The sequence below is a fragment of the Collinsella sp. CLA-ER-H11 genome, from assembly GCF_040092445.1.
GTDB lineage: Bacteria > Actinomycetota > Coriobacteriia > Coriobacteriales > Coriobacteriaceae > Collinsella.
The window spans coordinates 15,456-35,984 of record NZ_JBBNLN010000002.1 but is presented as its reverse complement, the minus strand read 5'-3'; the positions used below and the strand labels follow the sequence as shown (position 1 = coordinate 35,984).

The 20,529-nt window shown below is 59.9% G+C and carries 13 protein-coding genes; all 13 read right to left on the bottom strand.

The annotated features are described in order from the left end of the window. Positions 1-31: 31 nt before the first annotated feature. Positions 32-949: a class C sortase gene (locus tag AAAX35_RS01735; RefSeq protein ID WP_349116540.1), complete on the bottom strand. Its 918-nt coding sequence runs from the start codon at positions 947-949 to the stop codon at positions 32-34. 1,220 nt (positions 950-2,169) lie between these two features. Then, complete coding sequence (locus tag AAAX35_RS01730; RefSeq protein WP_349075651.1) at positions 2,170-2,586, bottom strand: prealbumin-like fold domain-containing protein; 417 nt, start codon at positions 2,584-2,586, stop codon at positions 2,170-2,172. Positions 2,587-2,988: 402 nt separating this feature from the next. Continuing rightward, on the bottom strand, positions 2,989-3,393 hold the full coding sequence (locus AAAX35_RS01725; RefSeq protein WP_349116539.1) for a hypothetical protein: 405 nt from the start codon (positions 3,391-3,393) through the stop codon (positions 2,989-2,991). Next, complete coding sequence (locus AAAX35_RS01720; RefSeq protein WP_195361729.1) at positions 3,353-4,492, bottom strand: class C sortase; 1,140 nt, start codon at positions 4,490-4,492, stop codon at positions 3,353-3,355. The genes AAAX35_RS01725 and AAAX35_RS01720 overlap by 41 nt, the downstream gene beginning before the upstream one ends. A gap of 165 nt (positions 4,493-4,657) precedes the next feature. Further along, entirely contained in the window at positions 4,658-6,427 is a 1,770-nt protein-coding gene (locus AAAX35_RS01715; RefSeq protein WP_349116538.1) for a SpaA isopeptide-forming pilin-related protein, read from the bottom strand. Positions 6,428-6,495: 68 nt separating this feature from the next. Further along, complete coding sequence (locus AAAX35_RS01710; RefSeq protein ID WP_349116537.1) at positions 6,496-9,540, bottom strand: SpaA isopeptide-forming pilin-related protein; 3,045 nt, start codon at positions 9,538-9,540, stop codon at positions 6,496-6,498. A 688-nt stretch (positions 9,541-10,228) separates the two neighbouring features. After that, positions 10,229-11,050, bottom strand: a complete 822-nt coding sequence (locus AAAX35_RS01705) for an HAD family hydrolase (RefSeq protein ID WP_349116536.1) — start codon at positions 11,048-11,050, stop codon at positions 10,229-10,231. A 216-nt stretch (positions 11,051-11,266) separates the two neighbouring features. Beyond that, complete coding sequence (locus AAAX35_RS01700; RefSeq protein ID WP_349116535.1) at positions 11,267-12,547, bottom strand: MFS transporter; 1,281 nt, start codon at positions 12,545-12,547, stop codon at positions 11,267-11,269. Positions 12,548-12,933: 386 nt separating this feature from the next. Continuing rightward, positions 12,934-14,241 (bottom strand): molybdopterin-guanine dinucleotide biosynthesis protein B, encoded by a 1,308-nt coding sequence (gene mobB / locus AAAX35_RS01695; protein WP_349116534.1) that lies wholly within the window; start codon positions 14,239-14,241, stop codon positions 12,934-12,936. 4 nt (positions 14,242-14,245) lie between these two features. Next, positions 14,246-15,301, bottom strand: a complete 1,056-nt coding sequence (gene moaA, locus AAAX35_RS01690) for a GTP 3',8-cyclase MoaA (RefSeq protein ID WP_349116532.1) — start codon at positions 15,299-15,301, stop codon at positions 14,246-14,248. 233 nt (positions 15,302-15,534) lie between these two features. Beyond that, positions 15,535-16,209 (bottom strand): hypothetical protein, encoded by a 675-nt coding sequence (locus tag AAAX35_RS01685; protein WP_349116531.1) that lies wholly within the window; start codon positions 16,207-16,209, stop codon positions 15,535-15,537. Between the two features lie 578 nt (positions 16,210-16,787). Continuing rightward, positions 16,788-18,686, bottom strand: a complete 1,899-nt coding sequence (locus AAAX35_RS01680; RefSeq protein ID WP_349116530.1) for an ABC transporter ATP-binding protein — start codon at positions 18,684-18,686, stop codon at positions 16,788-16,790. Beyond that, complete coding sequence (locus AAAX35_RS01675; protein WP_349116529.1) at positions 18,679-20,508, bottom strand: ABC transporter ATP-binding protein; 1,830 nt, start codon at positions 20,506-20,508, stop codon at positions 18,679-18,681. Before AAAX35_RS01675 ends, AAAX35_RS01680 begins: the two co-directional genes overlap by 8 nt. Positions 20,509-20,529: the final 21 nt, after the last annotated feature.

Sequence of the window (20,529 nt, the reverse complement as noted above, 5' to 3'; positions counted from 1 at the left end):
TGTCCCCTTTGTGGTGGTTCTGGAGAATGTCCTATGCCGAGGCCTTGGCCTTGCGGCGCTTGCGGACCGCGTGGATCACGATGTCCAGTAGCAACAGCACAATGGCCACGACCACGATGAGCACGGCAAACTCGCGCTTGCCCCAGTGGCGGCCGGCCAGCGACTTTTGCTTGTCGACGTCCTTCTTGTTGTACTTGGTGCGCACGCAATGCACCAGCAGGCGATGGTCATTTACGCCGTAGGGCGTGCAGGTAACGAGCGTCACCTTGTCGGCGCCGGGCTCGATGGTCAGCGACTCCATCTCCTCGGGCAGCACGACCTCGGAGTCCACCATCTTGTAGGCGAGCGTCTTGTTCATGGTGTGCAGCAGCACCAGGTCGCCGGGCTCCAGCGAGTGGATATCGTCGAACATGCTCAGGTTACGCATGCCCGAGTGCGCGGTGAGCACGCAATGCGTCGAGGTGCCGCCCACCGGCAGGCTCGTGCCCTCCAGGTGGCCGACGCCCGCCATAAGGACTTCCTCGCTCGTGCCGTGGTAGATGGGCATGCTCACGTCGATGGAGGGGATCTCGACCCAGCTCATCATGGGGTCGCGGTCAAAGATGAGCTGCTGAGCGTAGGGCTCGATCTGGTCGGCGGGAAGCTCGGTGGCCTCGCCCGCCAGCTGCTCGTTAAAGGAGCGAGCCTGGAGCAGGATGCGCTCGCGCTCCTCGGCAGACAGCGCGTCCACGGTGCTGGACACGGTGCTGATCTGGTTGAACACGCCCGAGGCCTCAAGCCGGTCCAAAATCCACGGCCAGGTCATAAGGCCCACGCCAATAAGGATGATGACAATGGTGATGAGACGGTCGGCCCAGCGCGGCAGCCGCTTGCGACGGCGCTTGGGTTTTGGTTGAGGTTTGGGCTGAGGGCTTAAGCCGCCGTTGGCCGCGGCGTTATTGCTCTTCATATGTTTGGCGCCCTGCACCATCGCCGGTCACTCCTCTACAGCTCAGGTTGTCTAAACAAATAATAGCCGATTAGCGAGCTTCCACGCCGGACAACGCAGCCTGGCAGCATTGCGCAGTGCGAGTATGGGCCCGCATTTGAGTTTTCAAAATGTCCCGAATCGGCTGAGCGATTCGGGATACAATGTCAATAGAAAACGACGCACCCCGCGTAAGTGTACGAGAGCGCGGGCGGCCTAGTTTTCAGCTTTTGTTAAATGCCCGGGATCCGACCCCCGGGCATTCTTATTTGCGCTTTCGGCGCAAATGCCGTCCACCGTCCGCACCGCGCGTGCGCCTACGGACCTTAAACCGAACCTCATACGAGTCAAGAAACGCGATGACGAACGCGCCCACCGCCGCGAGGGCGGCGAGCGCGTTAAGGAATTTCAGCATTTGGGGACCTCCGATCGAGTCGTCGGCCGCCCGCGCACGGGATGCGTCGCAATGTCATTTTACTGCGAGTGTATGCACCCACGGCTGGTAAACGCGATTTTGACAAACATTTGTTCGATAGTTACCCACACGGTTCCTCTTCCAGAGGAGCCTGGCCGCATTGTCCGGGTTTGCCCGACGTGTTTGCGTTTTCAAAATGTCCCGAATCGGCGGGGCGATTCGGGATACAATAGCTACAGGAAACGACGCACCCCGCGTAAGTACTTTGGAGCGCGGGCGACCAGTTTCCGGTGTTGTTAAATGCCCGGGCCTCTAACCCCGGGCATTCTTATTTGCGCTTGCTGCGGCGCAAATGCCTTCTACCGTCCGCACCGCGCGTGCGCCTACGGACCTTAAACCGAACCTCATACGAGTCAAGAAACGCGATGACGAACGTGCCCACCGCCGCGAGGGCGGCGAGCGCGTTAAGGAATTTCAGCATTTGGGGACCTCCGATCGAGTCGTCGGCCGCCCGCGCACGGAATGCGTCGCAAGGATATTTTACTGCGAGCACTCGCACTTACAGCTGGTAAACGCAATATTTGCAAACATCTGTTCGATATTCATACGCTTGATACATCGGGCAATGGAGCCTGGCTGCGTTATCCCAAAAAGAACGGGGCAGACTCCAGTGCGGAGTCTGCCCCGAAAAGAGAATGGCAAAGCAAGAACGTCGATGGACGAGAAAAGTGTCCGCAAGTCTCATGGCCATCACATCCCACCTGCCAAAGGGATGGGTGAGTGAGCGTTACTCCTGCTCGGACTCCTCAGCCTGCTTACGGCTGCGGATGAGGTGTGCCACGCCGATGCACAGCACTGCGCTGCCAGCGATCCAAGTGAAGGTCACGCCGTTAAGACCGGTCAGCGGGAGGCCGGAGCCTTTCTTGTTCTTGACGGTAAGGGTAACGGTGCCGCCACCAGAAGAGGAATTGGTGACGAGACCAGAACCATTCTTGGATGTGGTCACCGTCAACGTATTCTCGCCCTCATTCTGATTAAGACCCGTGGCAGTAATGGTGAACGTGAATTTGGGCACGGTGTTATAGCCGGGGAGCGTATGGGTCTCCTCGACCGTGTAAGCGCCAGCATCGAGGCCCTTGACGCTGATTTCGCCCTTATCATCAGTCGTAAAATCATAAGCAGTATTGCCCAAAGAACCGTTCACTTAGACATACTGGGCGCCGGCGCCCTCGTCGATTCCCTTGGAAGAGGTGCCGGGCGGAGAGCGGAGCATGGCCACCGGACCCACCGAAACACATCTCCACCGTTCCTTCAACTGGGAAAATGCCGCCCCGGAGCCCGGGAGGGACCCCGGGGCTTTCGGCTAACTGCGGGAACGGCCTATCCGCTCAGTATGTTCAGCTGAGATCAGAAATCAACCGGAGAAATCGACCCTACTAAAAGGAGGCCGTATATGAAGACTGTATATCCCTTTTGCCTCCATATACACAAGAAGCGCCCCTCGGGGCGCTTCTGAGAGGCTCCCCCCTAGGATGGACCCCAGGGGGAGCCTATGGACCTCAAAGGCCGCTGCGAACCGTTCGCAGTCGGGCCGTCGAAGGCCTCGTTACTTAAGCTCAGGCCAGAAATCCTTGTTGGCCTCGATCATGTCGTCGAGAATCTCCTTGGCGACCGTCATGGACGGCACGGTCTTGTTGAGCGTGAACGCCTTGAGCGCCTTCTCATACGAACCCTCGATGCACGCCTCGACCACGAGCTTCTCGGAGTTGAGCTGCTGCATCATGAGGCCCTGCTGGAACAGCGGGATGTTGTCGCGCGAGATGACCTCGGGGCCGTTCTTGCCGATGTAGGCGGGAAGCTCGACCATCGCGTCGTACGGCATGTTCGGGATAGCGCCGCGGTTCTGGCAAATGACCAGGAAGCGAGCGAAGGCGCTGCACTTCGAGCGATATTGAGCACCAATGCGGGCGCTACCGCAGGTGTCGCCCGCGATACTCGGGAGAATCAGCATCGGAATCGGGGGAAGCCGAGGAGGCTGAAGCAGAGGAGGAGAAGGGGACCGCAGGCCTGGAGGCTCCCGCGGTCCACCCGTTTCCGCCTTCGCCAGCAGCCGCGCCGGCGTCCAGCGTCACCGCGGCGGCAACGGCAGCACGCTGCGCCGCGCGCCGCTTCTTGCGCACGTGCCCGGCCGCAACGAGACCCACAACAATCGCCAGCAGCGCGCCCAAAACGCCCAGCGCCACCGCGGTGGTGTTGATGCCCTGCGCGTCCTCGGGCACGGGCACCTCATTCGGAATCTCCGCACGCACGCCCGATACGAGCAGGCGGTGCGAGTTCACGCCGTAGGGCGTGCAGGTCATGAGCGTCACGCGGTCCTCGCCGGCGGTCACGCGCAACTTGGAATCGTCGTCGGGCGTAATCACGTCTATGCGGTCGATCTTGTAACCCAGTTCCTCGCCCATCACCTCGATGTAAAACGAGTCGCCAACCTGCAGTTCGTCCAGGCGCGTGAACAGGAGCGAGCCTGGCACGCCGCGGTGGCCGGTAAGCACGGCGTGCGTGCTCGCGCCGCCCACGGGCAGCGATGTTCCATATAGGTGGCCGGCGCCCGCAGCGAGCACCTCGGTAGAGGTGCCGTGGTACACGGGCAGGTTCACGTCGATCTTGGGAATGCGCACCGAGCACATAAGGCCCGATCCCGCGTTAAGAAGCCCCTGGTAGGTTGTATCTTGCGAGGCGATGGAATCCTCAGAGCCAGAGGCGGTGGAGGCGCCGGAGGTGCTACCGAACGGATCCACGACCTCGCCGATAACGTCCTGACCGCCGGCGGCCAACTGCTCGTTGTAGGCGCGCGCGGCCGCGAGGGCCTCCTCCGCCTTCGGATAGGGCCAGCCATCAACCGTGTTGGCGGCCGCGGTAACTGCGGCCGTCTGCTCGGCCTGGGACATGGCGCGCAGGGCGAGGGGCGTGGCCACGATAACAAAGCCGGCGACAAAGCACAGAAGGGAAAGCAGGCGCAGGGCGAGGGGCGGTTTACGTCGGCTGGGGGAAGCCGGGTTCGAACCGACGCTCGGCGTGCGCATCGTCGATACGGGCTTGATTGCCTTCATGTGGTTCACCTCCGGGGGTGTGGGTGCGAGGACACGGTTAATGCACCACACCCCGCCGCGGGTCCAAGCGCGACGGGGTGCGGCGAAAGGGAATGTGAGAACGCGGCGCACGGGCGCTGATAGGAGACGACGATCGCCCGCTCGCCGCGTCATCAAGCTAGGGAATTAAGAGCGCATACGTGCACTCAGGGCAAAGGCGGCGCCAGCAGCCATGAGCAGCACGCCCACGGTGATGAAAACCTTGATGCCCAGGTCACCGGTCAAGGGCAGCTCGGTGAGGTTCTTGGCGTTCCAAATCTTGATGGTCGAGTTCTCAACGGAGACGCGAGGATCGGTAGCGTCCTTGGCATAAGAGACAGCAGTGATGGTCTTCTGGCCCTCGGGATCGTCGGACTTCACCGTAGCGGATACCGTAAAGGTGAACTTCGGCAGGGAGACGGCGGTGTAACCATTGGGAGGAACGATCTCCTCGATCTCATACGTGCCAGCGTCGAGACCATTAAAGTTGATGACGCCATCGTCGGTGGCGAACACGCCAACTTCGGCACCACCCTGAGTATCCTTAGTCGGAGTCGTGGTCAGGGTCTTCCATGCGCCGTTCTCGTAACCGAGATAGCTGCTTCCCGCCTTGATCGTGAACTTAGCACCCGAGAGCTTAGTGGTCATGTCCTTGGCGGTCTTCACGATGTTGAACTTATAGGAGTAGACATTCACCTCGTTACCAGGAATGGTCTGCTCATCGGAGGTGTTGTTGGGGTTGTGCGACCAGGTAAGTGAGTCCTTGTTGGGGTTGCCCTGGATGGCGGTGGAGTCAGAAAGCTTGGCATCTGCATCAAGGGTAGCACTCACCAGTACGGTCACCTTTGCGCCCTCGTTCAGCGCAGTAGCGCCCGCAACCTGGTTCACGTAGTTGCCAAGGTCGATGACGGTATCTACACCTCCGGCGTACTTACTATCGGTATCAGAAGTGGCAGCATAGGAAACACTGTAGTCGTTACTCACCTTAAGAGTAACGTCTCCAACCTTGACCGATTCAACCTTTACGCCCGTGGCGACGTTACCGACAATCGAAGAAATGGCAGAACTAGCAGTGTCGTTGATCTTGAACACACGTTTGGTCGAATAGCCGGTGTAGTACGGAACGGTAGTTTCAAGCGTGTAGTACACGGTGTCGCCCACGGAGAAGGACGGCTCATTGTTGTAGGTGCCGTCAGCATTGGCAAGATGCTTAGAGATGGTCGGAATCACGTTCTTCACGGTAACGGTGCCATCGACATCGGTGCCCGCAATGCTCGTCGGCGTAATGATGGGCAGCGAGAAGGACTCCTTGTCCGCAGCGGGATTGGTAACGTCCTTCAGGAACCAGATACCCGGGACGTTAAAGGTTTTCACATTGGCGTTGCCGGCCGTAGACGTGGTGAACTCGGTTGCAGCAGGAGTACCAGGGAAGGTCTGGTCCTCGAGGTTCTGGGCAAAGGTGCGCAGCGCGGCATCATTGTTCCAAGGCGAGGAGAGGTTAGGGGCTCCGCTATTGCTAAACACCCGCATGATCAGGAAGCCCATAGGGTTGTTCGACGCGTTGCCCTCGGACACAAAGAAGTTCTTGTCCTGCTTGTAGGCAGTAAGCACGTTCCGGGCATCGCCCGTCTCATCAATGACAGCATTGAAGTTCATCGCGCCCTCGATGGTGCTCACGAGCGCATCGGTGGTATCAATCGTATAGGCAATCGACTTGTCATTGCCAACAACAACGTCCTTCAGCTCGGCAAGCTGCCAGCCGTTGAACGTGTGATCGGCAGCATCCGTCGACTGCTTGTTGATCGTAATGCTGTAGACTGGCGCAGCCTTGGCCGTGGGCGCTCCACCCACCAGGCCGGTTACGGCGATCGCTACGGCGGCGGCGCCGGCGATCAGCTTTTGTACTAATCGGTTCATGATCCCCTTTCAGAAATAAGCCCGACATTCATAAACATCTATCTACATGCGCCATCAGACGAATCGTCCTAGCGGCGCTTTGTAGCGATCCAATACGCTCCCGCGGCGATACCGCCCAGAAGCATGAGACCGGCGCCCACGAGGAGCATGGAGTTCTCGGTCCAACCCGCGCCGGTGAGCGGGAGGTCCGTGAGGACTTTCACGTTGGTGAAGGTGGAGGCGGGGATGGCGTTGGGCTCGGCGTCCTTGCCGATGGTGTTACTCACAGTATTGCCCATGTCGTCCTTCACCTGCGTGACCGTGGTGGAGGTGGTGAGGCCGGTGTACTTGTCGGCCTCATTCAGCTCGGCCTTCACCGTGACGACAACCCGGTACTCGGCCTTGGAGTAGCGAAGCTTGTCGATGGCATCGGCGTTAGGCGCGACCTCCTTCACCGTGTAGGTGTAGGTCTTGGCGTAGTCACCCGCCGTACCGGGGGCATCGGACAGGTTCGACATGTTGAACGTCATCGCGCCAAAGGCCGCCGTGATGTTGTTGAGCTTGGTGGCGTCGGCCTCCCCTGCCTCTGGGGCAACAGAAATCTTGGGTTCTTTGGGCATGGGGGGTGTGTCTGCGTAGTCACCCGTAGCCTCAATGCTGAACTCGAACGGCACATAGCCTTTGTCGTTCTTCGGCCAATCCATATTTCGAACCGATTTGATCACTGGGATCTCCACGGACGTGGTGGTGAGAGTGTCAGAGATGTACGCGTTGCCGCTCTTGTCGATAGACGGCTTTTTGCCATCCGTCCACGCAATGGAACCGTCCGTGTTCACCGTGAACCGATAATCCGTCGGGTTCTTCTCGTAGCCAAACGGAGCCTGGGTCTCAACAAGCGTGTACGTACCCGGCGGCAGGCCCTCGAGCGTGAACTTGCCAGGCGCGGTGTCAGTGTCTACCCACGTGGTATCGCTCGAAGTCGACTGGTCGCTCACCTGGTCGATCACGGTCCAGGACTGGTCGGCCGTACCATCGGCGTCCTTTTTCTTGGTGAGCTTCCACTCAGAACCAGGCAGTTTGTGTTCTGTGTCGCCCTCCGCCACCTTGGTCCAAGACACCGTACCGGTGATCTTGGTGTTGCGGATGGCACCCGTGGAGTTATTCTTGAACGGAACCAGCGAGTTGTTGTTCGTCGTATCCACATAACCCTGAACATAGTTCACCTGCTCGCCGGTGTTGTTCATGGTTGCGTAGTAGATGGTGTCCGACTTCTGATAACCAGCCGGCGCCTTGACCTCGCGAATGTAGTACGTGAAGTAGTCTTTATCGTTGGGATCGCCAATTTTGGCCTTCTGATTCAAATAGTTGAACTGAAGCTCGCCATCATCCGAAGAGTAATCATTGGCACCGCCATCCGTTACCGTAACGATGGGATTCGTTTCATTCTTGGCATCATCGACAGTGCCGTATATCGTCCACGAGGAACCAGAAAGCGGCGTCATGCCGTCCGCAGCGTCAACCTTGCTCCACGCAATGGCAGAGCCGTCCGGTGTATACGACCCGGACCACGGGAAATTGTGACGCTCCTGGTCCATGTCGATAACGGAAGCCGAGTCACCCTCGAAGCTGAAATTCCACGCTTTCGTAGGGTTGTACATCTCAAAGTCGCCGCCCACGTACACACGGCCGTTAGTGGTCACGTGGTCCTCGAAGCTGCCGTCGGGAACAACGATGCTGCCCAACATGGCGGCTGCTGGGTCGTCGTCTGTCCACTTATCATCGGCACCTCCGAGGGCTTTATTGCCCTCAAGGGCCATACCACCGCGGATGGTGACCTGCTTGGCCGTAGTGAAGTTCCACAGGATGCTCTGGGCGGCAGTAGAGTACAGAGACTCGACGGCGCTATCTTCCTCGTACCCGCGGGAGATTTCCACATCATTCCACCAGAAGCGCCAGCCGGTGTTGAACTCAACCGGAGCATCACCGATGATGTTGACGACCACGGAAGCGTCCTCGGGTATATTCTTGAAGCTGAAGTCCACGCCACGGTAGATATTGCCTTTATAGGAGTTGGTAAGATCCGACGCCTTCAGGTTGAAGACTTGTAGCGGAGAACCTTTGCCGTTCCCATCCGCATCCCCGTAAAACGTGATGAGCTTCTCGTTGTTGACAAGGGTCACCTCGCCGGAAACGTTGTTGCCGTTAACGTCGGTATAGTTCGTCTTGCGCGTAAAGGTCTTGCGATCGCCGTTGAACGTGAGTCCGTACTGCTCCTTGTTGTTGTACTTTTTAATGGTGTAATTGGGATTCTCCTCGGCAACACTAACCGTGTAGCTCAATTTGGAATCAAGCTTTGCGAGAGGCGCGGAGATTTTCGCTTTTACTTCGGACTCCAGGTAATCGGTGTAATCCTTACCGTTGATCTTGAGGACGTTGGCTTTGTTGAACAGCGAACTTTGGTCCGCATTATCCCCTTCATAGTATTTGCCCTGCTTCTTCACCACAGACTGGCGCTTGTTGTCAGCATTCCAATTGTTGCCAGGATTCCAATAGGTAATGGGACCGGCGATCTGCGCGGTGTAGTCATAGCCGGTATCCTCTTTCGACTTGCCGACCCAGGCACCCCTGGTCCAAGCACCAACCGTCGCAGTATCTGAGGTCTTTCCCAGACCGGTGTTCATGTTCTGAATCGAGCTGTTTATACCGGCGACCGCAAGCACTGTACTACGGTCGACAGGACGAAACTGAGAACCAAAACCAACGGTGCCGAAACGGAAGCCATCGCCGCTCCAACTCGCCTTGATAGGATTCATGGCAAGCTTGCCACGGACCACGGTAAGGCCCTCCGCCTCAGCGGCATATGAACCGGTGGGAGCGTTACCCGCATTAAGAGTTCTAGTTTCGCTCGGCTTACCACCGATATACATGTCGCGGCCGACGTAGGTGGCCACGCCGGGATCGGGGGTAGAGACATCGATATTCGTACCGATGCCGCTGGAAGTTGGCTTGTGAATGCCCGGAGTGAGGAGTCCAGCATCTTCCGCACTTGCGGTGGAGACCGCGCTAAACGGCGACAACAGAGTGCTCACTACGAGAACAGTTGCCATAAAGCTACATGCGGCGAACTTCTTCACCTTGAGCACCCCATTACAGTTTCCTCGGTAGAAACTGTCTGGACGTCGTTGGCGATGGCCTGCGAGATCGGGGGCATAACAAGCGACGGTACCAGGCTCAAAACGGAAGCTCCGCACAAAACACCTGCTAGCACACGATGTGCCGCTTTATTGTTCTGCTTAGATTTATCTGAATTTGCTGTCATCGATGTCTCCTCCCCAAGAGACCGCGATCTTGCTCTTTCACTATCAAACGTATCTGCGCAACCTGTGATTGCGCACGCTTATAGTACATATTGTAACGATTGTTTGAATATCTGAACAAGAAAACCGATAGTTTTGTAGCGAATTCTCAATTCTCTTGACATTTACTCAGATTTACCTTCGTATATTCGCTATCTATTTTTTGTTTCTACTGGTAATTTAGTTGCCCATCATTTTTTAATGGCATTAGATTTATTTGCACAACATTTTGCTCAAGAGCAAACATCCTGCTCACGGTCGAAAATCGACCGTGAGCGGTAGGTCATTAACAGGAAGGAATATCCTATCAAACTGATGAGAATATCTTTACCCATCGTTGGTTAGAAGCGTGATGTTCAGACAACCATATTTGAATTTTCGCGCAAATTTTAGGCATCAATTCGCCCAAATCGCCTGAAGCCACCGCAAAGGCGCCTGTCCCCTTTGCGGTGGTTCTCCCCCGGCGCTACAGCAGATGCTCCTCGATAAAGATCGCGATGCCGTCTTTGTCGTTGCTGGCGGTTACAAAGTCGGCGGCGGCACGGGTGGCGTCGCTGCCATTTGCCATGGCCACGCCCACGCCGGCGTCAGCCACCATGCAGGTGTCGTTGTCGGCATCGCCAAACACGCAGATGTCCTGGAGCTCCATGTCGTTGAGCTCCGCCACGCGCACAAGGCCGCGCGTCTTGGACACGCGCGGATCCATGAACTCGTAGAGCCGCTGCGTGGTTTGCAGAGCCGCCGCCTTGACGGTGTCGTCGGCAAACGTCGACGCCCGCTCAATCACCCGCGGCATTACCTCGGGCGCCATGGTAAACATCACCTTGGGCTGCGGCTCGCGCAAGAACTCGGCAAAATCGACCACCTGGTAGGGCACGCCGTCGACGCGCGACAGGTGCTCGACGCACGCGTTGCTCTCGGGCACGTAGAACACGCCGTCTCGGGGGCAGACGGGCGTTGCCGGAAGGTCCGCCATGTGCTTGCAGATGCGCGCGATGGTCTCGCCCGGCAGCGGATAGCTCAGCTCGTTGATGTCGTGCGCGCGGTCGATGACCTCGGCGCCACCGCAGCCCACGAGCACGTCTACCAGGCCTTCGATGCCCCAGAGCTCGTACATGGCCTCGGTCGCGTGGGCGTCGCGCCCGGTGCACAGGCCAAAGAGCACGCCGCGCTCGCGCAGGGCGCGGATCGCCGCCACGGTGCGCGGGGACACCGTGTGCTGGCTCGTAAGCAGCGTGCCGTCGATATCGCAGAACACGGCTTTAATGTGGCTGAAGGTGGTGTCCATGGGGGCCTTTCTGGGTTGTGCGGCGGTGTGGGGTGTGGTCGGAAATGGTGTACATGGTATACCAAGGCGCAGGCCGTTGGGACCCGATCACCACAAAGGTGCCTGCCCCCTTGTGGTGGCCGAACCCGAAGGGTGGCCTGGCCCGAGACGCAAAGCATCACAACATTCGACGTTTTTCGGCAAAATCGCGATTTTCATCGAATGTTGTGATGGTTTTTACTGCTTTGCGGCACGGTCCAAGTGCCAGTGGCCAAACAGCAGCAACGCCGCAGGAACTGCCGTCACGACCATGCCCGCACCAACGAGCGTCTGTTGCACGCCAAATGTCGCCGCCAGCCACGGGGCAATCGCCAGCGGGGCCACGCCGGCGAACATGTTGCCAAAGCCCATGACCGAGTTGACGCGGCCGAGCTGCTCGAGCGGAGCCGTCGTTTGCACGATGGTGTTGTGGAGCGGATTGACGACACCCCAGGCAACGCCCAGGGCAATCTGGCCGACAAGGGCTACGCCCACGTACGGCGTCCCCACATAGAGCAAACTTCCCAGGCCCACGGACATGAGCGCCACGAGCAGCGTTTTAAGGTTGACCAGGTGCGGCGGCAAGCGGAGCACGGCCACGGCGCCCAGCACCGCGCCCACACCACTGGCCGACGAGAGCCAGCCCATCCATTCGACACCGACGTGCAGGACATCGCGGTAGAAGAACGACTCCAGCGGATCGAAGGCACCGTAGCCAAAGTTCGAAAGAAAAATGATGCAGAAAAGTAGCGCGAGGACGCTGTTGGTGAAGACTGTCTTGATGCTGGCTGCGAAGGTGGCGCGGGTGGATGTGCTGGGGTTGGAGCTTTGTCCCGCACGCTCCCCTTCCTCTGCCGAATCGGCATCCGCATGCCCGGCGACATGGCTGGTCTGCGGCCTAAAGCCCCAACCGACGACGAATGCCAGCACGGTAAAGAGCATCATGAGCACAAACACCGCGCGCGACGACGCAGCCGCCGCGACAAAGCCACCCAACGTGGGTCCGACGATAATACTCACGTTTGAAAACATTGCGATAGCGGAGTTGATGTCTTTGAGCTCGACAGGGTCGTCGGTGAGGTAGGCCGGATAGGATGTGGCGATGGGCTGGGCGAACCCCATCACAAAGCCCAGGAGCGCCGCGCCGAGCAGGACGATGCCGGTCGCGCTACCAAAAACGAGGATCGCCGCACCGGTTGCCAGCGTGCCCACGATGCTCAGCAAGAAATGACGGCGCGGACCCCAGGCGTCGAGCGCAGCACCACCCGCAAAGGATCCCAAGATCACGAATACGTTCATAAAAAGGACGGCCAGCGATGTCGCCACGACCGAGGCGTCGTCTGCATAGGTGAGCGTTCCGATGACGCCGATAAAGTAGCTGGTCTGAAAACCGGTGTAGATGAGAAAGCGCATCGCCACCAGACGCTTGGCCTGCACGGACAGCGATGGCTGAGGCTTTGAGAAAAGAGAGGCGAGCATAGAGACTCCTTGTTTCATACAAATGCGGACGGCGGGCATTCGCCACCGTCTGTCAAATCAATCTATCCGCATGAAACATTAAGGACGCATCAAGCCCCTTCTCTCCGTTTTTCGCCCGTCATGAACTACTTGGTAGATTGTAAGGCATGCCCCACACATCTACCAAAGCAAAAACCACCACAAAGGTGCCTGGCCCCTTTGTGGTGGAAGTGACGTTTGCCCAGATAAAACCTGCCAAAATAAACCTGTCCCTTTTTGGCATGTTATGGCAACGCAGCGAGCCGGTTCCAAGTGCCCCAGGTCGCCCCGAAAGAGGAGCGACGCGTACTTTGGTACGCGAGCGACGGCTTGAGGGGCGAGATGGGGTGCTTGGGGCCGGCGCAGCGTCAAGCCTGAAGGTGATCTTGGATAAGATCGCAGATGGCTCGGGCGTCGTTGATGTTGATGGCTCGGGTCGCAAAGCCGGCGTCGAAGGCCTGACGCGCCAGTGCCTCGTTGCAGGCAAGGGCCAGCGTGTGACCGTCGACCAGGTCGAGCGAGCTCTTGCCGCGCAGACGGTCGACACCGGAGCGCGCGACCACGATGTTGTCGAAGCCCTCGGTCTTGTAGCCCTCGATGATCACCACGTCGACATCGTTGTAACGCGATAGCAGCTCGCGCGCGGGCATCTCGTCCTCCTCGCGCGTGTCGGCGTACTCCGCCCAGCGCGTGGCGCAGATGAGGCCCACGTGCTTGGATCCGGCCTGGTGATGGCGCCATGTGTCCTTAGCGGGTACGTCGATATCAAAGCCGTGATGCCCATGATGCTTGAGCGAACCCACGCGCAGGCCGCGGCGGGTGAGCTCGGCGATGACCTTCTCGACGAGCGTTGTCTTGCCCGAGTTCTGGTAGCCGATAAACGCGATCGCGGGGACGGCCGGAGTGGGAGCCGCGGGCGTGACGGCGACGGGTGTGCTCGCGGGCGCGTCGCCCGCGGCTCCCACGGCCTCAACAGCAGCGGCCTGACGCTCTGCGCGGTCCCACACGCCCGAGCGGCCGCCCTCCTTGTGCAGCAAGCGAACGTCGACGATCTCCATGCCGCGATCGACCGCCTTGCACATGTCGTAGATGGTCAGGCACGCGGCACTCGCGCCGGTCAACGCCTCCATCTCGATACCCGTCTTGCCCGTCACGCCGGCCGTAACCAGCACGTGAAAGCCAACCTGCCCGTCTGTGCGCGCCGGTGCCCAGCCCTCGGGCACATCATCGACAGGCGTCCCCGCCGCAGCGATGGGCGCAATGTCGCACTTACTCTTGGTAATGAGCAACGGATGGCACATGGGGATGATGTCGCTCGTGCGCTTGATGGCCATAATGCCCGCCACGCGCGCGCAGGCAAGCACGTCGCCCTTTTTGGCGCGGTCCTGCAGCACCATGGCCTGTGTCTCGGGGCGCATGAGGATGGTGCCCTCGGCGACGGCAATGCGATGCGTCTCGGCCTTGTCGGACACGTCGACCATGCGTACCTCGCCCTTGGCGTCCACATGCGTCAGCTCGTCGCGACGGGCGTCACGGGCGGGCTCGGCGACAGCGCTGGCAGTCGGCTGCACGGACGCGTCGGCGCTGCCAGCATTCGCCGCAGCCGTGGCTTTGTGGGCAGACATCGCGGCCCTGCGAGCGGCCTTGGTGGCATCGGCGTACCTGCTCTTGGCCATATGATCATCCTCCGATTTGGGACATAAATCGTTGCGTGCCCTCAATTATCGCGTGTTCCTGCGGTTTGTGGGCCACGGCATCGCGCCAAATCGAAAGTACCTGCATATCATCACCACGGCGCAGCGCCTCACGCACCGAATACTCGGCATCGCTGAACAGGCACGGACGCACGTTGCCATCGGCCGTCAGGCGCAGACGGTTGCAATTCGCACAAAAATGGTTGGACATGGCGCTAATGAAGCCGACCGTTCCCGCCGCACCCGGAAAGTGCCAGTAGCGTGCAGGGCCCGCGCCGGCAGGAGCGTCGTTGATGTCGAGCGGCTCGAGCTCGCCCAGTCCCGTCGCGGCGACCCCGGCATTGATGCGCGCCCGCAGCTCGTCGCTCGGCACGGTGTCGCTCGCGTCCCACAGCTCGGGATTGAGCGCAGGCGCATGTGGGTCCACAGCGCAATGCGAGCTCGTGTGCTCGTCGCCAATGGGCATGTATTCGATAAAACGCAGGTGGATGGGGCGGTCGACGGTCAGCCGTGCGAGGGCCGCCACGTCCTGGTTGAGCCGGCGCACCACAACGCAGTTGACCTTAACGGGCTCAAAGCCCCAAGCCAGCGCCGCGTCGATGCCAGCCATGGTCTGCTCGAGTCGGCCCAGGCGCGTGATCTTTCCAAAGAGCGTAGGGTCGAGCGTGTCGAGCGAGATGTTGACGCGGTTAAGCCCGGCATCTTTGAGCTGCGGCGCCAGCTTGGGCAGCAGGGCGCCATTGGTGGTGAGCGAGATGTCCTCGATCTGCGGGATCGCGCGGATGTCACGAATGAGCGGGATGATGCGGCGGCTGACCAGCGGCTCGCCGCCCGTCAGGCGCACGTGGCGAATGCCCTCCCCCGCCACCAAGCGCACAAAGCGGGCGATTTCCTCGGCGCTGAGCAGCTCGTCGTGCGCGCGGGGCGCCACGCCATCGGCCGGCATGCAGTAAATGCAGCGGAAATTGCACTTGTCGGTAACGGCAATGCGCAGGTAGTTGATATCGCGGCCAAAGCCGTCATGTTGCACGTGCCCGTCCACGCAGCCCTCCCCTCACGAGGCGTTTTATTCTTCGGAAAACATAATACCCCACGCGAGAATCATGCCGACACCCGTACGACAGGACAGGTCACTTCGAGCAAAACGGACTTTCCAAGCCCATCCTCAAAACAGACCATCACAACATTCGATGCTTTTCCCGTTTTTGGCGAAAAACGTCGAATGTTGTGATGGTTTGCCTGCCCACGGTACCCCGTAGAAGGGCCAAAGCGCCCCTAAAGGCCGCCGTCCCAGTGCCGGATCACGAATTCTCGCAGGTCGTTCTGCCGCTTTTGGAACGCTTCGCTTCGATCGCACTTGAGGCCCATAGCGAGCGCGATAGCGTTCATCGCCCGGTGCAATTGCAGCTGGTGGGCAAACTGAGTCCCGGTGAGGACGATCATCCTAAAGCCCAGCGCGCTCAGCACGGTCATACGCTCCGCATCCGACGCGCTGCGCTGTTTATCAAGATGGTCCGAGCCGTTGTATTCAATCCCCGTACCGCTCGCAGGCGCATATACGTCGATCTCGAAATACCCGGCCTTTGCGAGATACTTGAACTCGTTGGGAACATCGACCCGATGGTTGAGCTCGATCTTGGCGTATCCCAGCCCGCCCTGGGAACGTTTTGCTACAACCATGATTGCGGTGGCCGTCTCCATGGGCGACCGCGCGCCATCGTGCACACGCTTGAGCGCGGCGGCCGCGCGTATTGTCCCCTGGCGAGATCGGTTCTCATTGCAATAAGCAATCAAGTCGGCAACGGTATACCTCTGCCCCATCTCGATATAATCGCCTGTCGACAGATGATTCAAATGGTATCGGGCGCAGATTTCGTAGCCATATTCCAGCTGCTCGGGCTCGCTCATCCACGAACCCGCTTGAACAAAGCACATGGCCTCGTCAACCACTAGAAGGCCCTCTGCCACCTCGATAAGATGGCCTGGAGGTACCGGCGACCCAAACACGTGGCATCTAAATCCAGCCGGCGTCGAGCGCTCAAAATCGAAGTTGACGAGCGTGTCGATATGATCGAGCTCTTCTCGTGGAATACCAAGCGAAACCAGATAGTCGGTAACGATCCCAACTGCCGTTGAAGCCCTCAGCCCCTTGGTATCAAGCCCCAATTTGGGCAGGTCCGCAGTCGGCTCCGCCTCGTTAGCAAGCGAGTCCTCATCGTATAGGCTGCTTGCTCGCGAGAGCGGCTCGGACGGGCGCGCCACGTTGTGGTACAGTCAGGCAGTCTTATGGGACAGGACGATCGGCAGGTCCATGAGCCCTCCAATGGAGTCGGATAACCAACCTTATTCCCCTGCTCACGGGTTCGCACACCTTCGTGCGTAAGAAAGCGATTCCACCCGGTCGAGTGGCAAAAAAACCATCACAACATTCGATGCTTTATCCGATTTTGGCAAAAACCGTCGAATGTTGTGATGGTTTGAGGCGAGGTGAGGGGCACGGAGGGGCCAAAGCATCGTGCTCGAACGGGTTAATCCAGCTCTTTTAAGCCATGCGCCAGCTGCCAGTACTCGCCGTGCTGGGCGAGCAGCTCTTCGTGCGTGCCGCGCTCGATGATGCGGCCGTGTTCGAGGACCATGATGGCGTCGGCGTCGCGGACGGTGGACAGGCGGTGCGCGATCATAAACGTGGTGCGACCGCGCATGATGCGGTCCATACCGCGCTCGATGAGCTTTTCGGTACGCGTGTCAATGGAGCTCGTGGCCTCGTCCAGGATGAGCACCGGCGGGTCGGCAACGGCCACGCGCGCGATGGCGAGCAGCTGGCGCTGGCCCTGTGACAGGTTGGCGCCGTCGGCCGTAACCGGTGTGTCGTACCCTCTAGACAGGCGGCGGATAAACGAATCCGCGCAGGCGGCCTCGGCAGCGGCGCGCACCTCCTCGTCGGTCGCGTCGAGCTTGCCAAAGCGGATGTTCTGCGCAATGGTGCCGCTAAACAGGTGCGTGTCCTGCAGCACAATGCCGAGCGACCCGCGCAGGCTGGCCTTGGCAATGTGCTTGACGTCGATGCCGTCGTACGTGATCTCGCCGTCATCGACCTCGTAGAAGCGGTTGATGAGGTTGGTGATGGTCGTCTTGCCGGCACCCGTGGAGCCCACAAACGCGATCTTTTGCCCCGGCTTGGCAAACAGGTTGAGGTCCGTGAGCACGCGGGTGCCCGGCACGTAGGAAAAATCCACGGCATGGAAGCGCACGTCGCCGGCAAGCGGGACCAAGCCGCACGTGAGCTCGGTGCCGTCGGCAGCCACCGCGCGGCCCGACTCATCAACGGCTGCCACATCATGCAAATGCCCGTACGCGCCCACGCCCTGGCCCTCGGGAATCTTCCACGCCCACGCGGCGTCGCCCGTCTGCACCAGCTCCACGCAGCCCTCGTCCACCTCGGGCTCAAGGTCCATGGCGGCAAACAGGCGCTCGGCACCGGCCAACGCGTTGAGCAAGAAGTTGCCGAGCTGCGTAAACTGGTTGATGGGCATGGCCGCCTGGCGCACAAAGACCAGGTAGCTCGCGAGCGCGCCCACGTCGGCGAGCCCCTTGATGCAGAGCATGCCGCCCGCCACCGCGACGATGGCATAGTTGACGTAGCCAATCACGACGGTCATGGGCACCATGGAGTTGGCGTAGCTCACGGCGGCGGTGCCGGTGCGGCGAAGCTCGTCGTTGCGGCAGGTGAAGCCGGCGACATTCGCTGCCTCGCGGTTAAAGACCTTGATGACCTTTTGGCCCGAGACCATCTCTTCGATATATCCGTCCAGGTCGCCAAGCGATGCCTGCTGGGCGGCAAAGAAGCGCTTTGAGCGCGCGCCCGAGTAGCGCGCATACAGCACAATGGCCGCATCGCACACGAGCGTGATGATCGTGAGCTGCCAGTTAAGGATGATGAGCATGGCCGTGGTGCCCACAACCTGAATGGCGGCCTGAATCACGTTGGCAAAGCTGTTGTTAAGCGCCTCGGAGACGGTGTCGACATCGTTGGTGAAAAAGCTCATGATGTCGCCCGAGCGCGTGCTGTCAAAATAACTGAGCGGCAGCGTCTGGATGTGTGCGAACAGATCGCGGCGAATATCGGACACCACGCGTTGGGCCGCGCGCACCATGATCTGCGAGTAGCCCAGGGCCGAAAGCACGCCCGCGGCGTAGATGATCGCCGTCAGGATGACCTGCTTGGCGAGCAGTTCCTCCCCGCCCGTGGCCAAACCGTTAACGATGGGGCGCACCATGTAGGTGCCGGCGAGGCTCGCGATGGCGGCGACGGAGGCGAGCACGCCCACCGCGAGCAACGAGAACTTGGCATGCCCCATGTAGGAAAGCAAGCGGCGTACAGTGCGCTTGAGGTCGGCCGGGCGTGCTTGGGCTGCGGTCTTAGGCATGGCGCTCACCCCCTTCCAAGGGTGATCCGCATGCGACGGAGGAAAACGGATCCTTCGCGCAGTCATCATCGCTGCCGTCGCCGGTGCACGCGTTCCCCGCACACTCCATCTGCGAGGCGTAAATCTCCTGGTATATGTTGTCGCCCGCCAGCAGTTCCTCGTGCGTGCCCACGCCGTGGACGCGACCGTCGTCCAGCACCACAATGCGATCGGCATCCATGACGCTCGCGATGCGCTGGGCGATGATGAGCACGGTCGTATCGGGAATCCGAGCGATGTGCTCTCGAATCTTTGCGTCGGTCGCCATATCGACCGCGCTGGTGGAGTCATCAAAAATGAGCACGCGCGGATGCTTGAGCAGCGTGCACGCGATGCAAAGGCGTTGCTTCTGGCCACCCGAAACACCGGCGCCACCTTGCCCCAACTCGCCGTCCAGCCCGCCGATGCGATCAAGGAACTCGTCCACGCACGCTGCGCGGCAAGCCGCGAGGAGTTCATCGTCCGACGCCTGCGGATTGCCCCACTGCAGGTTCTCGCGCACGGTGCCCGTAAACAGCACATTCTTTTGCAGCACAATGCCCACGGCGTCGCGCAAGGCGACCAGGTCGTAGTCGCGCACGTCGTGTCCGCCCACAAGTACGGCGCCCTCGGTGGCGTCGTACAGGCGCGCAATCAGCTGCACAAGCGAGCTCTTGCCCGAGCCCGTGCCGCCGAGGATGCCCACCGTCGAGCCGCTCTCGATGCGAAGGTCGATATGCTCGAGCACATCCTCGGCTGCATCCGCGCGGTATTTAAAGGAAACGTCGCGAAACTCAATACTGCCGTCCGCTGGTGCCGCAATCGCGAGGTCTCCCGCGGGGTTGGCGATAAAGGGCTCCTCATCGAGCACCTCGGCGATACGGCCCACACTCGTAAGAGCGCGCGTGAGCAGCAAAAACACGTTGGAAATCATCATGAGCGAATTCATGATCAGCAGCACGTAGCTCATAAAGCCCGTGAGCGAGCCCACGCCCAGCTTGCCGGCGAGAATCATGCGGCCGCCAATCCACAGGATGGAGAGCGCAGCCACGTACATCGACAGCTGAAACACCGGCAGGTTGAGCACCGCGCTGCCAAAGGTCTTTGTCGCAGTGCGCGCGAGCTCGGTATTGACGGTGTCGAACTTGGCCTCCTCGTGCTCGGTACGAACGTAGGCCTTGACGGCACGCACGGCGGTGAGGTCTTCCTGTACCACGCCGTTGAGGTGGTCCATCGAGGTCTGGAGTTGGCGGTAGAGCGGGCTCACGCGATAGGTGATGACGCCCAGCACGATTGCCAGCACGGGCAAGATGATCGCAAAGACGGTGGCGAGCGGGCGCGACAGCATCAGCGCGTAGATAAGGCCGACGATAAGCGTCACCGGGCCGCGCACCATAGGGCGAAAGCCGTTGCCCACAGCATTTTGGATAACGGTGATGTCCGTGGTCATGCGGGTGACGAGCGAGCTGGCGTCGTAGTTGTCCAGGTTACCAAAAGCGAGCGTCTGAATCTTTTTGTACTCGGCCTCGCGCAGGTTAGCGCCTAGGCCCGAGGCAACGCGGGCGGACGTGCGGGCATAACCCAAGCCCAGTACCAGCGAAAGCGCAGCGCACACCAACATGTACGCGCCCTGCAGCAGCATGTAGTTGATATCACCCGCAGGCACGCCCACATCGATGATGTTGGCCATGATGACCGGGATAAACAGCTCGAGCACCGTCTCGACCGACACAAAGAACACGCCGAGGATGGCATCGCGACGGTATGCCCCTAGATAGGAAAACAGTATTTTGAGATTGCGCACGCAGGTTCAACCCCCATCAAA

What these genes read in the sequence shown, in the direction of transcription:
- AAAX35_RS01735 (WP_349116540.1), bottom strand. Translation starts at nt 949, where the DNA reads ATGAAGAGCAATAACGCCGCGGCCAACGGCGGCTTAAGCCCTCAGCCC.
- AAAX35_RS01725 (WP_349116539.1), bottom strand. Translation starts at nt 3,393, where the DNA reads ATGCTGATTCTCCCGAGTATCGCGGGCGACACCTGCGGTAGCGCCCGC.
- AAAX35_RS01720 (WP_195361729.1), bottom strand. Translation starts at nt 4,492, where the DNA reads ATGAAGGCAATCAAGCCCGTATCGACGATGCGCACGCCGAGCGTCGGT.
- AAAX35_RS01715 (WP_349116538.1), bottom strand. Translation starts at nt 6,427, where the DNA reads ATGAACCGATTAGTACAAAAGCTGATCGCCGGCGCCGCCGCCGTAGCG.
- AAAX35_RS01705 (WP_349116536.1), bottom strand. Translation starts at nt 11,050, where the DNA reads ATGGACACCACCTTCAGCCACATTAAAGCCGTGTTCTGCGATATCGAC.
- AAAX35_RS01700 (WP_349116535.1), bottom strand. Translation starts at nt 12,547, where the DNA reads ATGCTCGCCTCTCTTTTCTCAAAGCCTCAGCCATCGCTGTCCGTGCAG.
- mobB (WP_349116534.1), bottom strand. Translation starts at nt 14,241, where the DNA reads ATGGCCAAGAGCAGGTACGCCGATGCCACCAAGGCCGCTCGCAGGGCC.
- AAAX35_RS01680 (WP_349116530.1), bottom strand. Translation starts at nt 18,686, where the DNA reads ATGCCTAAGACCGCAGCCCAAGCACGCCCGGCCGACCTCAAGCGCACT.